11 protein-coding genes are annotated in these 15,488 nt (G+C 57.6%); 6 read left to right on the top strand and 5 right to left on the bottom strand.

Annotation, left to right across the window (positions count from 1 at the left end; translation table 11 throughout):
* The first annotated feature begins 203 nt into the window (after positions 1–203).
* Positions 204–947 carry an SAM-dependent methyltransferase gene (locus J3U88_RS04055; RefSeq protein ID WP_207856974.1) on the top strand — a complete coding sequence of 248 codons (744 nt, stop codon included), beginning with the start codon at positions 204–206 and terminating at the stop codon, positions 945–947.
* Positions 944–3,661, top strand: coding sequence for a YcaO-like family protein (locus J3U88_RS04050; RefSeq protein ID WP_207856972.1), 2,718 nt, complete (start codon positions 944–946; stop codon positions 3,659–3,661). Before J3U88_RS04055 ends, J3U88_RS04050 begins: the two co-directional genes overlap by 4 nt.
* 136 nt (positions 3,662–3,797) lie before the next feature.
* On the opposite strand, the gene J3U88_RS04045 is transcribed toward J3U88_RS04050, so the two are convergent.
* The 3 genes from J3U88_RS04045 to J3U88_RS04035 all read right to left on the bottom strand — a co-directional run bounded on the left by J3U88_RS04045 (position 3,798) and on the right by J3U88_RS04035 (position 10,081).
* Positions 3,798–4,430, bottom strand: coding sequence for a glutathione S-transferase family protein (locus tag J3U88_RS04045; RefSeq protein WP_207856970.1), 633 nt, complete (start codon positions 4,428–4,430; stop codon positions 3,798–3,800).
* Positions 4,431–4,965: 535 nt separating this feature from the next.
* Positions 4,966–6,834, bottom strand: coding sequence for a sodium:solute symporter family protein (locus J3U88_RS04040; protein ID WP_207856968.1), 1,869 nt, complete (start codon positions 6,832–6,834; stop codon positions 4,966–4,968).
* A gap of 952 nt (positions 6,835–7,786) precedes the next feature.
* A complete protein-coding gene (locus tag J3U88_RS04035; protein ID WP_207856966.1) occupies positions 7,787–10,081 on the bottom strand; it encodes a DNA polymerase II in 2,295 nt (764 codons plus the stop codon).
* Between the two features lie 492 nt (positions 10,082–10,573).
* Between J3U88_RS04035 and J3U88_RS04030 the strand changes: the two genes are divergently transcribed.
* Positions 10,574–11,059 (top strand): CBS domain-containing protein, encoded by a 486-nt coding sequence (locus tag J3U88_RS04030; protein WP_207856965.1) that lies wholly within the window; start codon positions 10,574–10,576, stop codon positions 11,057–11,059.
* Between the two features lie 87 nt (positions 11,060–11,146).
* Positions 11,147–11,500, top strand: a complete 354-nt coding sequence (arsC, locus tag J3U88_RS04025) for an arsenate reductase (glutaredoxin) (RefSeq protein WP_207856963.1) — start codon at positions 11,147–11,149, stop codon at positions 11,498–11,500.
* Positions 11,501–11,808: 308 nt separating this feature from the next.
* On the opposite strand, the gene J3U88_RS04020 is transcribed toward arsC, so the two are convergent.
* The gene (locus J3U88_RS04020; protein WP_207856961.1) at positions 11,809–12,267 is read right to left on the bottom strand and encodes a DUF1232 domain-containing protein; all 459 of its coding nucleotides are present in this window, start codon (positions 12,265–12,267) and stop codon (positions 11,809–11,811) included.
* Complete coding sequence (locus J3U88_RS04015) at positions 12,264–12,866, bottom strand: DUF2946 family protein (protein WP_207856960.1); 603 nt, start codon at positions 12,864–12,866, stop codon at positions 12,264–12,266. The genes J3U88_RS04020 and J3U88_RS04015 overlap by 4 nt, the downstream gene beginning before the upstream one ends.
* A gap of 599 nt (positions 12,867–13,465) precedes the next feature.
* Between J3U88_RS04015 and J3U88_RS04010 the strand changes: the two genes are divergently transcribed.
* Positions 13,466–15,079 (top strand): CocE/NonD family hydrolase, encoded by a 1,614-nt coding sequence (locus tag J3U88_RS04010; protein ID WP_207856959.1) that lies wholly within the window; start codon positions 13,466–13,468, stop codon positions 15,077–15,079.
* A gap of 169 nt (positions 15,080–15,248) precedes the next feature.
* Positions 15,249–15,479 (top strand): patatin-like phospholipase domain-containing protein, encoded by a 231-nt coding sequence (locus J3U88_RS04005; protein WP_207856957.1) that lies wholly within the window; start codon positions 15,249–15,251, stop codon positions 15,477–15,479.
* The last annotated feature ends 9 nt before the right edge of the window (positions 15,480–15,488 follow it).

Below are 15,488 nucleotides of genomic sequence, written 5' to 3'. Positions count from 1 at the left end.
AAGCCCGGCGCCCGCGTCCCCCGAGGCAGCCCTTTTGAGCAATGGCGACCCATGAGAACACGGGCATCGGCGCTTATTATAGCCGGCGCAAGAAGAGAACGCCACGTCTTGACATTCGCGAATGACGCCGGTGAAAACACTTGCCCAGCACGACCGCTCCCAAGTAGGGTTGGTTCCAGCGCGCCAACCGTGAAAGGTCGTTTATGAATCACCCCACCACCGCCTCCTTGACCATCGTCGGTACCGGTATCCAACTCATCAATGATTTAAGCCATGCCGCACGCACTTGGATCACCGAATCCGATACCTTGTTGTTCCATGTCGCCGACGATTTAAGCGCCCAATGGTTGCAACAACTCAATCCCGCCGCCCGACCGCTGTTGCCGGAAGCGGTTACCGGCCGTCGCGCCGAGGCCCACCAACACATGGTTGGCCGAATCATGGCCGCGCTCCACAACGGCGAACAGGTCTGTGTCGTTTTTTACGGTCATCCCGGTGTCTTTACGGACCCAGCCCACCGCGCGGTTAAGGCGGCCCAAGCGGCGGGCTACCCGGCCCGCATCCTGCCGGCGATTTCTTCGATGGCATGGCTGTTCGCGGATTGTGGGATCGACCCCGCCAAGGGCGGCCTGCAAAGCTACGAAGCCACCGCCTTTCTGCGCGACGAGAAACCCATCGATCCCGGCGCCCATCTGATCCTGTGGCAAATCGCCTTTATCGATAATTTGGAAGGCGAACCCACCACATCGGCGCAAGGCCTCCTGCGCCTACAAAACCGCCTGTTACAGGTTTATCCTCCCGACCACTCATTGACCCTATACCTGGCCGCGGTTTATCCCACCCAACAAGCCCAATGTACACCCTGTCGCACGGGGGATTTGGCCGCGGTAAAACCGCATCCCGCCACAACTTTATATGTACCGCCTTTGCCGGATGCGCGGCCATGATTCCCGAGACCCTGGTTTTTTTAGGTCCCTCCCTTGCGCGCGATCAAGCCGCCACCCTTCTGCCAGGGGCTGTTTTGTTACCGCCGGCGGCCCAGGGCGACATCTACCGATTTCTCGCACTTCCGATTCGGCGTATCATCCTCATCGACGGGGTGTTTCACGGTCAACCCGCGATTTGGCACCGAGAAATCCTCGCCGCCCTTGAAAACGGCATTGAGGTGGTTGGTGCCGCCAGCATGGGCGCCCTGCGCGCGTCGGAAACCGCGCATTTCGGCATGCTCGGCATCGGGGCGATTTTCGCGGCTTACTGTAACGGCCGGCTTACCGGCGACGACGAGGTCGCCTTGCTCCACGGTGACGCCGACCACGATTGGCGCCCGCTCTCGTTGCCCCTGGTGAACATTCGCGCAACCCTGCGCGCGGCACGAGATCGCGGCATCTTGGCCCACGGCCGCGCTCAAGCATTGTTATACGCGGCCCAGGCGATGCCTTTCGAAGAACGCGGATGGTCCGCGATCACCGCGGCGGCCGGCATCCCGGCCCATCACGGGTTCCTCTCTTTTGCCAAATACCACGGTGTCGACCTCAAAGCCCAAGACGCCGCGACCTGTTTGGCCTGGGCGGCGACCCACCCGCCCACACCACCCCACCAACGTTCGGACCGCGTGTTTCAACGGGATCGCTACCACCAAAGCACCCGCGACCGACAAACCGGATGTTTGGGCCGAGACGGTGCCGTCACACCGAGCGCAACGCTTTTACAGCAATGGCGCGAGGACGGTACCTGGTCCGCGCTGCAAGCATCATTCATCAATGATTGGACATGCCGCACCCTGCTGGTCGGCAGCGAGGTCGAACCGGCCGATGATGCGGCGCTCGCGGCTTTTTTGGCCGATTTTACCGAATACAGCCCCGCACCCGACAGCTTGGAACGCGCGCGCCGCGGCGTGACCCAAAACGGCTACCGCCGTGCCGTCGCGGTGCGCATCCAGTTCGCGCGTTTGCTGCGGGAAACAGAAACAAAGGATCATTTGGAAACGGCGGCCGACCTTGCCGCCGATCTATGGCGGCAACCCCAACCCGCGGTGCGCCGGGCCTTCGCGGCGGCATCCCTGCTCGCTAATTGGGCGGCGGGCCACGGCATCCAGGCACCGCCCCAAGAAACCGAACCCTTTCAGCAGCAAACCCTGGCCTTGAAACAGGCCTGGCTTGAGGCGGGTATGGACGGAGAAACAGCCGCCAACCTTCACCGCCAACTCGCTGTCGGTACCTGGGTTTTGCGCAAACAACCGGCGTATTTCGGCTTCATTCACCCCAGTGTGCCATCCGGTATTCTGGAAGAATGTCGCCTGCGCGGCTTCCCAACAGGACAACGCCAACCAACCCACGCCCCACCTTTGGTTTTAAACCAAGCTTCACACCAAGCTTCACACCAAGCCGGCCGCCAAGCCCCGCCCCAAACCCTGGTAAGCCGACAACAACAAGGTGCCACCCCCTTCTTGTTCGGCGACAACCCACCGATGCAAACCCATTCCGCCACCCAACCCCTCGCCCACCATAGTTTCCAGACAGGGGTACCCAGCGGGACGCAACGGGTCCGCACCCCGGCCGCGACGCTTCGCCTGATGCGGCCGCACTGGGCACGCTTCGGAATTACCCGGCTCGCGGACGTAACCCGCCTCGATCTCGACTTCGGGGTGCCGACCTATTGCGCGGTGCGCCCCAACGGCCACGTCCTGCAAACCGCCAACGGCAAAGGGCTGAGCCATGACGCGGCGCGTGCCTCGGCCCTCATGGAAGCGGTCGAACTCTGGCACGCGGAACACCCGCCCGACAACTTGACCTTCACCAGCGCGACCGAACTGGCGGCGGCAGGTCACACAACGATTCCCTGGCCGGAAGACGGCCACCATGCCAAGGCGGGACCCAACCGACGCATCCACTGGGTCAAAGCGGACGCGCTCCATGGACCGGCTCAAGCCTGGATCCCGGCGGATCGCATTTGGTTTATGTTGCCCAGTTTCGGCCGCACCACCACCAATGGGTTGGCGAGCGGGAACCACCGCCATGAAGCGGAAATCCACGCGGTTTACGAATGCCTGGAACGCGACGCCTTGGCGGCACTTGATCACGCGGGCACGCTTCATCTGGCGAATTTCCCCGTGCTCGCGCCAAACTCGCTGCCACCCGGCCCGCTGCAAGACATCGTCAACAGAATCCAAGCGCAAGGCTGTTTCCCGCGGCTAATCCTAGCCCCGACGCGTGCGCGACGGATCACGGTTTGGGCGGTTCTGGTGGATCCCCATCCCGCCGCCCGCGTCTCCACGATCAACAGTGGGGCGGGTTGCCATCACCACCTGGACATTGCCCTCAGCCGCGCCCTGACCGAGGCCGTTCAATCCCGCCTGTCTTTCGTACACGGCGCCCGCGAGGATATCCGCCACAAACCGATTGGCGCGGATCAACCGCAAGCGAATCCGGCCGATTCGGTGATCAACTATTTCCGCGATCTCCGCGCCAACTGCCGCTACGACGAATTCAGCGCCCAATCGCAGCATTTCCAGACACTGGCGGAGAGCCGCCGCAACTTGGTCACCGCGCTTGAGGCCGACCAACTACAAGCCTGGTCGGTGCGGCTCACCAAACCCAAGCTGCCCATCGAGGTGGTAAAAGTGGTGATTCCCGGTCTGCGCCTCAACCGACAATTGGTCTAACCCGCATTTCTCACGAGGCATTCTGCTACCAATCCTTGTGAGCAATGCGGGCCAACTCGGAACGCACCCGAGCAACGCAAAACGGCCGGCGGCATCCCTTGCCGACCGGCCGTTAAAGACAAATCAAATCCGTTGATTATGCAGGGTTAAACGGTTCGCTTTCCTTTTGAGCGATACGCGAAAAAGCAGGACGGGCCGTCATCCGCCCAACGTATTCCGCCACATGGGGTGCGTCCATGTCCATGCCGGCCTTTTGCGCCCAGCCGAGGGTGTGGGTGATGAACACATCCACACATGAAAAGTTTTGGCCGATCATGAATTCACGGCCTTTCAACCAATCGGCCAAAATGTTGAAAGCGCGATCAAACTCAAACTTCACCGCGGGTTTCAATCCATCGACCCGCAAAGCCTCGGGCAAGGCAAACTTGTGTTTGGCCGCGGTCCACAAGGGCTGCTCCAATTCGGACACGGCATAAATCAACCACTGGTGATAATGGGCGCGCTCCGGTGTGCCCAAGGCGGGCATCAAACGTCCGTCGCCATAGGTTTCGGCCAAGTAATTGGCAATCGCGGCCGATTCGTAAATCACCAAATCCCCGTCCCGCAGAACAGGGATCTTCCCGTTGGGATTCAGCGCCAAAAAAGCAGGAGAATGGGTGTCCCCGGCTTTAAAATTCACCTGGCGAAAACGGTAGGGCAGGTCGAGCTCTTCAAGGATCCATTGAACACGGTTACTGCGTGTCGGATTCAATCCGATCAATTCAATCATGGTCGGCTCCTAAAGGAAAAAGTGATGCCCCATTATACATTCAGGATGGGTTGGGGATGGGTGCCGGCGTGGCTTTGGTTGGGATCCGTTATTTCCCAGCAATGATGGTTGCGGGAAGCATTCTCCCGCGGGATTGCTTGGAACGCGTTATTTCTCAGCGAGGATGGGTGCCGGCGTAGTTTTGCTTGGGATTCGTTATTTCTCAGGATCGCAGGACAGAATGAGGATGGACGAGGGACCTGTTTACCCTTGCCCGCCCAACACATGTTGGGCTGGTTGGATCGCGCCCGCGGATAAACCCGTCACTTCGGTCACCCAAGTCTCCCTGAGCCGCAACGCGACAAACTCTTTAAATCAAACCAATGAAAAACCTAGCCATGCTTGCCCACCGAAGTTACGGCTTCATCCGCGGACGGCTACCTGCAAACAAGGGAACCAAGGCCCCAGCCGCATCCTCTTTCCATCCTGCCCATCCTGAGATATAAAAAAGGCTCAAGACAAACCCACTGGAACAACCCAACTCAAAAAATCCTAGCTAGAAGAAGCCCGACCCAGCCGAGGAATAACCCACCGCGGCTTTACCCGCGGCCTGCTCGCCTTGTGCGCCTTCCGCTTGCTCCTCGTACCAATGCTCATTAAAGATTTCGGTTTTGGGGAGGAAGATGCGCAAGATGAGGAAGCCGGCCAAGAAAAAGTCGAAGTAGGCGAACACCTCGATCCAGTTGCCGAACAGGAGTTTGCCAATAAAAAGCAGCAAACCGTAGAGCATGATCACCCCGCCGAACCAGCAGATGAAGAGGTAGGCAACCGGGGGCCGCTGCATGCGGCGGTTGAGGCGTCGGTCAACGGGAGTCCACCAACCGGCGGGCCGGACTTTGACATAAAAATCGACCAGCTTGCTCGCATCGGTGGGTTTGGTGAAGTGGGTGACGAGGAACCACACGAAGGTGGTGAACAAAACAACGGCGACGTAGGTGTAACCCTCGCCCCAGATTTGTTTCATGATGATGCCGTCGGGATGGAACTGGAAATAAGCAAAGGCGAAAAACGGGGCGATGGTGGCGGCGATTTCACTCCAGGCGTTGATACGCCACCAGAACCAACGCATGATCAGCACCAAACCAAGGCCGGCCCCGCATTGGAAAATAAAAACCCACACGTCTTTGATGGCGGTGATTTGGGTCATGACGGCAAGGGACAAGGCCATGATGACAAAGGTTGCCACCCGCGCCCAAACCAAGGTTTTGGCATCGCTGACCTTTTTGCGGGAAAAGCGTTTGAACAAATCGTTGACCAGGTAACCGGAACCCCAGTTGAGTTGGGTCGAAACGGTGCTCATGTACGCACCGAAAAAGGCGGTCAGTAGCAGGCCACGCAGGCCGACAGGCAGGTAATCGCGCATCGCCATCACAAAACCGTGGCGACGCTGGTCGGCACCCAGCTCGGGGTAGAGAATCAGGGTACACAGGGCGACGATGATCCACGGCCAGGGGCGGACGCAGAAGTGAAACAGGTTAAAGGTCATGGTGGCCCAGAAGGCGTCTTTTTCGGACTTGCAGCTCATCATGCGCTGGGCGACATAACCGCCGCCGCCGGGTTCGGCACCGGGATACCAACTGGCCCACCACTGCATGGCCATGAAGGCGAAAAAGGAGCCGAGCGGCAACATCATCAAACCTTGAGCCATCCCGCCGGCATCGCCGATTTGCGGGAAAAAGTTGAGTGCACCGGTGGGTTCAAGCTGTTCGCGCAAACCGCTCATACCACCGACCCCGGGCGCATTGACCACCACCACGGCGAGGATCACACAGGCGATCATGGCCACAAAAAACTGGAACACGTCGGAGACGGCAATACCGGTAATCCCGGATATCGAAGCGTAAACGGCGGTAAACAGCATGGCGCCGCCCACGGCAAGAAGCGCATGGAGTTCGGATAACCCAAAGAAAACCTGAAGGATGGTCGCCATCGCCAAATTGACCCAACCCAGGATCAGCACGTTCATAAACAGGCCGAGGTACACGGCTTTGAAGCCGCGTAACATCGCGGCGGAACGGCCGCTGTAGCGCATCTCGATAAATTCGGCCTCGGTTAGCACCCCGGATCGGCGCCAGAGGTGGGCGAAGAAAAACGTGGTCAGCATGCCGCCGGCGAGCGCGTTCCACCACAGCCAGTTGCCGGCAATCCCGTTTTCGGCGACCAGCTCGGTCACGGCCAGCGGGGTGTCGGCGGCGAAGGTGGTTGCGACCATGGAAATACCCGCCACAAACCAGGGCAGGTTGCGACCACCGAGCAAGAAGGAGGTAAGGTTTTTGTTACCACGCTTGAAGTAGTAAATATTGATGCCCAAAGAAACGATCAACATCGTTGCAAAAACAATCCAGTCGATGCGGGAAAAAACCATGGGCTACTCCGGGAGGACGAATGTCTTTCACGAGGAAGGACAAAGGATTAGGAAGGCAGGCGGCGAATGCGGATGGCGGTTTGTGTTTCTAAAGCGCAGGACGTCATGAAAGGGTGACACAAAAGAGCGGATCGGAGCAAAGCCGGGCATACATCCATCGGCGAAACACGAGCAAGCACCAGGGTGGTTTTGTTGATAAAACCTACACGACGTCAACCCTTTTTTCTGTGACGCAAACCAAATGACATCACCTTTTGGAGAATCGCAAAAAATTAACCGGTGTGCCGTCCACAAATACGCATTAGAAAACTTCTTCACCCATCATAGAGCAAGATCGCTCTTTAAAAAAAGGGATTAAAAACGAACTTCGGCCAAATCCTTCACAAGGATGAACAACCAAAGGTTAACAAAAGACCCTATAGGAGTTCTAACGAGGTCGTCATTTAGACGGCAGGACATTTTTGGGGCGGGATGGCTTGAGGGCTTTGCCGCTTGAGCGCTGCATGGCTTGGTGTTCTTTTATTTCTCAGGATCTCTTGATGATTACAGGATGCGGCCTTGGTTTTTCTCCCCTTTTGCACCATTTCCCGACACGGATGGTGCCGTTACTTCGAATGGTGTCTCCGTGGTTTGCTCCCGTAATCCACCGAGGCACAACCATTGCGACAACGGTAAACAATTAGGAACCAGACACCCATTCAAAAAAAAAGCGATGCCCCATGGATAAACATATTAATTCATGAACGTTAAACAAAAACCATCACATCCCCGTGCGTTCCCACAATCGGAGCGACGGGGTTATCCGCGGGCGCGATCCACCCAGCCCAACATGTGTTGGGCGGGTAAGGGAAAACCGGCTCCCCACCCATCCTCAATTCATCCTTCGATCCTGAGAAATAACGGATTCCAACCCAAGCCAAAAAGGACACCCACCCCATCAAAAACATCCCACCTAGAAGAGGCCCATCTGCGTCGGTTCGGTCAACTCCTGAAAGGACAGGCTCATCAGCCCAAGCAACGGGTTGGCAATCGGTTCAATCTGTTTGTTGATGTACAACTCGTAATCGTAGTCGTTGGGTTTGTGGGCGGCGGGGACCGGACCCCGTTTCGTGAAGACGTAATCGATGTAACGGCCGGGATGGTGGTCCAGCATCCGCGCCGCTTTCACGTGGGGCGGCACGTTTTTGGTGTAACTGTCCAAATCCTTGGTCAACTTTTTGCGGTACACAAGCTGCTCATCCAAACCACCGCCCCGCAGATCGGCCGCCAATTCCTTGAGGTAGGCGCCGATATCTTCCTCCGATAGGAACTTTTGGTACAGCTCCTGCTGGAAGTTACGGGCCAAGGCCGTCCATTCAGAACCCGTGAGCGGCATGCCTTCGATTTCGAGGCTTGGTTGATCGCCCGCCACGCGCAACCCCGCGAAGCGCCGCTCCTCACCCTCACCCGAGACCAACACCAACCGCTGGTAACCGTATTCGAAGCTCAGCACCAATTGCGCATCAATTTGGAAAGCGCGCTTCAGTTGTTGGGTCGCAAAATCGCTGATCTGCTGCACCCAAGACCGTCCTTGCTCCTGGAGATCCCCTCCCTCCGGGACCTGCAGCAGCATCAGGTCGCGGTCGGCAAACAACAAACCCACCCCTTTTTCCTTGAGGAAGGCGGCACACTGTTCGTTAAACCAATTGGAACAAGCGGTCAGCGCCTCGGCAATTTCCGGCTGGTAGAAACGCGAACCCTTGGTCGCCATGGCGTCCAACATCGCTTTTTGGGTGACACGGCAGGCTTTCACCATCTGGGCGTCCTGCTTCCCACGCGCCACTTGGGACCAGTCCATCAAACGTTTCATAACCTCGGGCAACACGTGGTGCTCGCGCGAGAAACGTTGCCCGTCCGGGGTTTGCACCACGGCCTCGCCGGCGGTCAAACGCGCCAAGGGATCGATGTGGAAATTGCGCATCATCGAAAACGCCAAATCGCCCAAATCAACCGCGATTACATCTTGGTAAACTCCTGGCTTTGCTATGAATGCGCGATTTGCTTCGCCTTTGTTTTTCTCCCGTTCGTCGCTTTCACGCGGCGCCACGTAGCCACGACGGTGCAGGCGCGGCAGGTATTGAAAATCGAAAGCGGCCTTGGCGATCAAACTGGTGTCCGGCAACAAACCAGAGGCAGCCGCCCGCTTCAACACGAAATCGATTAGGCCGACCTTTTCGTAAATCTCGGTGACCAACACGCAGTCTTCCAGGTTGTACCGCGCCAACGCGGCCTTGTCCTCGCGGAACTGGCGCTCAATCTCGGCAACCTTGTTGTTGTCCGAGGCAATCAACTTCCCGGTTTGCAAGATGCTCTGGGCAACGGTTTCCAACTTAAAATTTTTGAAGCGGAACCCCGCGGCGCGCATGTTGGGCGGCCCGTCAACCACGACCCGACCCGAAATCGAGGCATAGGCACCGGCGCCCGGCCGATCCACCAAGCTCACCTCGCCCTCCCCACGCGCGAAGGCGAAAGGAACGTTAAAGGCAGCGCATTTTCGCTCTAAGTACATCAAATCAAAGCCGATAACGTGCCAGCCAATCATGATGTCGGGATCCCACTCGCGGAATTCTTTAAAAAAGGCCTCAAGCAATTCCTTCTGCGAGGCGTAGTAGGTGCAATCCTCCGGGCGTTCCTCGTAACGATCCGCCAACATGTATACTTTTTTCTTTTCACCGCTGGGTCCAGTCTGATGCACGGCGATGGAAAACAACATGTCGACGGTCACGCCGGTTTCAATATCAATCGAAGCGACTTCTAATTCAGGCACCACCATCGCGGGCTTTAACTTGGGATTGCGAAAAACCTGCAATCCGTTTTCCTCCACGGGTTCCCCTTCAATTTCAACCCCGGCCTGAATAAAGCGCTCCATTAAGTAACGTTCCGCGGGACGGACTTCCGGTTCGAAGTGACGCACGCCGGTCGCCTTGAACCGGTCGGCGGCGGCGCGCAAATCACGCTGCTTCTCAAAGTAAACCGCATCGACCGGTCGCCCGGTGAGGGTTTTAAGGCCGACGGATTTGCGGTCAAAGGGCACATCCAAGGCGGGCAACTTCTGGTCGCGGTCAATAAAGAAGACCGGCTTGCTGTTGTCGATAATGATGTGAACCGGTCCCAGTTCCTTCGATTTGCCGTAAAAGTGCAACGCGTGTTCGGTGTCGGTGTCCAACCATTCACTGGTCAGCAAAAAAGCGGTATGGGTCGACGGCATAGCCTATCTCCTGGGGAAACCACGAAAACCTTGGTGCATGAAACGCGGTGGGGCCGTCACATGAAGCCCGAAAAAAGGCGTCGCGTTCCTTCGCGGTCGGCGGTCGAAATCGAAAGAACCCCTACGATAGCACAGGAAATTTGCGGCACTCTATCAAATTTTTGCGGGCTTTTGCAGCGGGTGAGGCGCGGGTAACCAGGGGTAAAAAGCACGGTGTTTTTTTAACTTGACATAGCCAACCGATGAGCATATTGCAGCCGCGCCAGGTTTATGGTTTACTGAGACAACGCTCATAATTGATACCTATTCATAGAACTGGCACCGCGCGACGCTCCCCCCCCCCGCTTGCGCGCCACGTCGTATACGAACCGTGGGCATGTTTCCCCGCAAAAACCGCCGACTGCGTTTGGCTTCGCCAAGGCGACAGTTCTCCTTGACGCTCACCCGTTCTCACCGCCTCCCCGGGGAGGTGTCCCCGCAAAGGAGTCTCCAATGGTTTCCAGTTACCAAGGCAAACTGCACGAATTAGAAAAGGAAAAGTACCCAACCGTCGCCGAAATCATGTCGCGTTCTTTTGTCACGGTTACACCCGATACCGACATCTACGCCGCGATGGACATCATCCTCGCCAAAAACGCCAGCGCGGCGCTGGTCGTGGATCCCGATCACAGCAACGTACTCTTAGGGATTGTCTCAGAGAAAGACATGTTGCGGCTGATCACCCAAGACAGCTACGAGAACATTCCCCACGGGGGTGGGGTGATCAACTACATGACCCCCGCCGATAAAGTGGTCCACGCCAGGCCCGACATGGGTCTCAACCACGTGGCCGAACTTTTTATCAACACCCCGTTCAAGAAAGTACCGGTTCTGGAAAACGGCAAACTGGTGGGCATTGTCCGCCGCTGGGAAGTGCTGAGCAAGATCTCGCAAATCTACAAACAGAACATTGAATACCTCAAGGTGCACAACGGCTAGCCGCGGAACACGCCAAGTCTCGCTTGGGCGCGACAACGCGGATGTGGTTAAATGGGCGGCCGAATCGATACCCGAAGGAGTTCGCCAATGTCTGAATGGACCATTTACCACAACCCGCGTTGCAGCAAAAGCCGTCTGGCCCTGGAGCATCTGCGCAACCACGACATTGAACCCACGGTGGTTAAGTATTTAGAAGAACCCCTCGGAGCGGTCACCCTCGACAGCCTGTGCCGCGCCATGGCAATCGAACCCCTGGCGATGATGCGCACCAAGGAACCCCTGTTTAAAGAGCTCGGTCTCAGCGCCAAGGATGAGCGTCCCCGCGCCGAATGGCTCAAAATCATGGCGGACAACCCCAAACTGATCGAACGCCCCATCGTGGTGCGTGACGGGCAAGTGGTGATCGGTCGCCCACCGGAACGGGTGCTCGAACTCCTTTAGGCAGGATGGTTTGGGGATCCGGCTTCGGTTGCGCTTGGTCCTTGGTTTTTGCTTGGTTTCCCTTTTTTATTTCTCAGGATACGAGGATGGCGATTTAGCGCCGTTTGCTTATTGAGGCCGGTTTCCGCTTTTGAAAAGGGCGATTTCTGGTGCCTGCTTGGCGGGGCTTGGTCTCGCCTTTGATAAGTTGGATGGGGCGATTTTTTTGCGCCTGCTTGGCGGAACCTGGTTTCGCCTTGGATAAGTTGGATGGGGCGATTTTTGTCGCCTGCTTTTCGAGGCTTGCGTTCGCCTTTGATGCGGCGTCGCTAGTTTGATCCCCAACCCCACAGCAATGCTGACGCGATGCCGACGGTCGCCGCCAACAGCGCGGCGCCGAAGCCAAGCAGGTGGAACAAGGTCTTGAACCAGGGCGTTTTCTCGATGTGGGCTTCTTGCTCGGGATCACAGGCCAACCAATCGCGGATCCACCATATCTGAAGCAACAGGGTGAGCAGGGCGTCGTCGAGCCATCCGACGCCGAGGATCAGATCCGGCACCAAGTCAACCGGCAGGATGAGGTACAGCCAAGAGACCAGCCAGGCCACGATGGGGCGTAACCATGCGAAACCGCGGTGGAACAACCACACGCGGGTGCGCCACCAACACAGCACCAGGCCGCGTGTGATGTTTTCGCTGATGATTCGGCGCAAACCGTACCAACACGCGAGGACCAAGGTAAAGGGGATCAGAGAACTTGCAATGATCGACCACGGGATTTCGTTCATAAGCGGGGCTCTTTTTGGAAATGGAAGCGGGATTCAAGTCGGCTGCCGTGGCATCCTTCCACGGGAAGTAGGGCGTCACCCAAACGCAAAACCAAGGGGATGTCGGTAACAGGCCGATCCCCCGTTAAGGAATCGAAGGCGGTCTCGAGCCGGGCGAAAAGCGCGTCTTCCGCTTCCGGTGCGCCGTCGGCGCGGCACAACCAGGACAAAACGGTGTCGAGATCTTGGTCAAGCACGTAGCCAAGGCCGTGTTCGCCGTGTAGGTAGAGGCGGCCCTCCTCGTCGAGGACGGTTTTGTCGAAACGGGTTTGGTGACGATCACATTGGTCGCGGAAGCCGAGCTTTGGGTCACCGGTCCAGGTGAGGATGTGGGGCGCCTGCTCAAGAGAGACGAACACGCGCTGGGGTCCGTTTTGAAAAAACCAGCGGCCTGAACCGTCGCGGTCGTAGTTGCTTTTGAGATGGGCCAGGATGAGGGGGTGTTTAATGCGTTGGCCGCGCACGTACCAACGCCCCGTACCGTCGAGGGTCAACCAACCGGTAACGGCGGGTACATCCGGCCAACGCGCCATGGCGCGTAAGGTGTCGGGGTCCAGCAACCTAACCTCCTTGTTTCCGGGGTGCCGGCTGCAATTCTCTCATACTTGGCCGGCCGACAACCAGGGTCGCGTTTGTATGAACAGGCGGTTAAAAAATGAAAAGGTCTTCACTTTTTTACATAAAGCTATCCTTTTTTACAAAACCTATGATAGACTTCGCCGCAATTCACCTGCTCGGTACGCGCCCTTGCGCAACCAATTTTGAGCGCCCTTTATTTTGCCGCGCCCACTGAACAACAGGCCAACGCCTTCTTGGCCCTTCCTGTTTGATTGCTGTCTCGGCATTTGATTGATGCGTTTTTCTACGTCCTTCACCGTCGTCTTTCGCGTTTGTTAGGAACCAAGCGGCGCGCGACACGCCCGTCCCTTTCGGGTAATGCGCTGCACCAGTCGGGTTTGGCAACCATTGATCCACCCGCACCGGCCACCGCGAATGTTTTACGACGGCCCAGGCCCTTCCCGCGTCCTCCCCTACGCCGCCGGCGCCCATCACCCACGGGTTTTTTTGGGTTATGCAGGCTGGAGGACCCAACCCGTTTCCAAAGAAAACTTCATGAGAGACCGGTTCCCACCTTTGGGGAAACCGGCAGGAGATTGTTATGCAGGCCATGATGCAGGGGCCTAAGGTCCCCGTGCGCCCCATTTGGCGCCTCGCCTTGATTCAGATGGTATGTGTGTGTTTTGCGGTAAGCGCATTTGCAGGTGACGTTCGCTTCACCAACGGTATTTTTTACAGCTCCGAGGACGGTACGGAAATTTCGGCCAACCTTTGGGAGCCAACAGGTGTCGATCAGGGCAACCAGTATCCGGCCATCATTTTCGTCAACAGTTGGGCCATCGACAACCGCGAGTACATTGTGCAGGCCGCCAAGTTCGCCAAAGAAGGGTACATCGTGTTCAGCTACAGCTCACGTGGCTGGGGCGAATCCGGCGGACTGGTCAATGTCGCCGGTCCCAAGGACATGCAAGACCTCAGCGCCGGCATCGACTGGCTGCTGGCCAACACCAATACCCAAGCCGAGAACATCGGTATTTCGGGGATTTCCTACGGCGGCGGCATTTCGTTGCTGGGCCTGGCCCAAGAGCCGCGCTTGAAGACCGCGGTGGCCATGAGCGCCTGGGCCGATTTACGCGAATCGCTTTACAGCAACAACACACCGCGTTTGGTGTGGGGCGGCATCCTGGTGGGTTCCGGTTACCTGACCGGTAACATGGACCCCATCATCGCGCGCCAGTACAGCAACATTCTGACCAACACCGACATTGAAGCCACGCTCGAATGGGCGGCGGAACGTTCACCGATCCGCACCATCAACCGCATCAATGATCGCGGTGCGCCGGTCTACATCAGCCAAAACTGGGGCGATGAACTGTTCCAACCCAACTCGTTGATCGATTTTTACAACAAACTGGAAGGCCCCAAACGCCTCGACCTCAACCCCGGCATTCACGCCACGGCCGAGTTGGGTGGTTTGATCGGTATCAGCAACACGATTTGGGATAACGCCCACGACTGGTTCGATTACTGGCTGAAAGGCGAAGACACCGGCATCATCGAGCGCAAGCCGGTCACGATGGTGGTCAAAAATACGGGTCGCCGTGAAGCATTCGATGAAGTGCCCGGCGACCTTTCCCACGAAACCATGTACCTCGGCCCACGCGGTACCTTTAGCAACGGTTCGCTCGACGTGTTCACCAACAGTTGGAGCCGGACCAACAAAATCTACAGCGGTATTCTCAGCGGCGCCACCACGGGCCTGCCGGTGGTAAGCCCGATCTTCGAAGCCCACCTAGAAATCCCGATCTTCACCTGGATTCCCGGCGTCAACCGCTTCCTGGCCACCTGCTACGAATCGGACCGCTTGGCGGACACCATGAAAATCCGCGGCATTCCCGAGTTGGACATTTGGATTACGCCTTCCGACAACCAAGCCCAATTGGTGGCGCACCTTTACGACATGGACTGGGCGGGTACGGCGCGTTTGATCACCCATGGTCCGATCACCCTGCACGACGCGGTACCGGGTCGCGCGGTGAAGGTCAACATCCCTTTCGTGGCCACGGCCTACGATGTACCCGAGGGCAACAAGCTGGTGCTGGCTGTCGACACCTACGATCCCCAGTACGGCCCACCCAGCCTGGAATTCTTCAACGTGCGATTCCCACACTCTGGGAGCCGTCAATCGGAACTGAGCCTGCCCGTCATTGACTAACCCCATTGCGAAAGCCATCCCGGGCCGCGGCAACGCGGCCCTTTTCCCCGAATGGGTGACAAAGATTCAGCTTCTCACGAGCGATCCTTGTAAAAAGTGCGGGTTCCCTGCAAAACGTGGCATGATCCCCCAAGTCCCGCGCGCCAAACACATCAAGCGGAGGTCTTGCTTGGGTTGGTTCAAAAAGTTTGCGTGGTTCGGGCGTCAAAAATCCCCCGACCCAACGCCGGCCCCCAAACCAAAAAAAGCCCCGCTCACCATGACGGAGGAAATGATGGCGGCCATGCTCGCGGACGGACTGAGCGTGGCGGAGATTCGCGCGGTTTACGCGGACATGGACGAGGCCGCGTTCCAAAAATCGATCCGCCGCGTGGTAAAACGGCTGCCCAACTTTTTTTAAACCGGTCGG

The sequence above is a fragment of the Acanthopleuribacter pedis genome (assembly GCF_017377855.1).
Taxonomy (GTDB): domain Bacteria; phylum Acidobacteriota; class Holophagae; order Acanthopleuribacterales; family Acanthopleuribacteraceae; genus Acanthopleuribacter; species Acanthopleuribacter pedis.
This window is presented reverse-complemented; position numbering and strand designations above follow the sequence as displayed.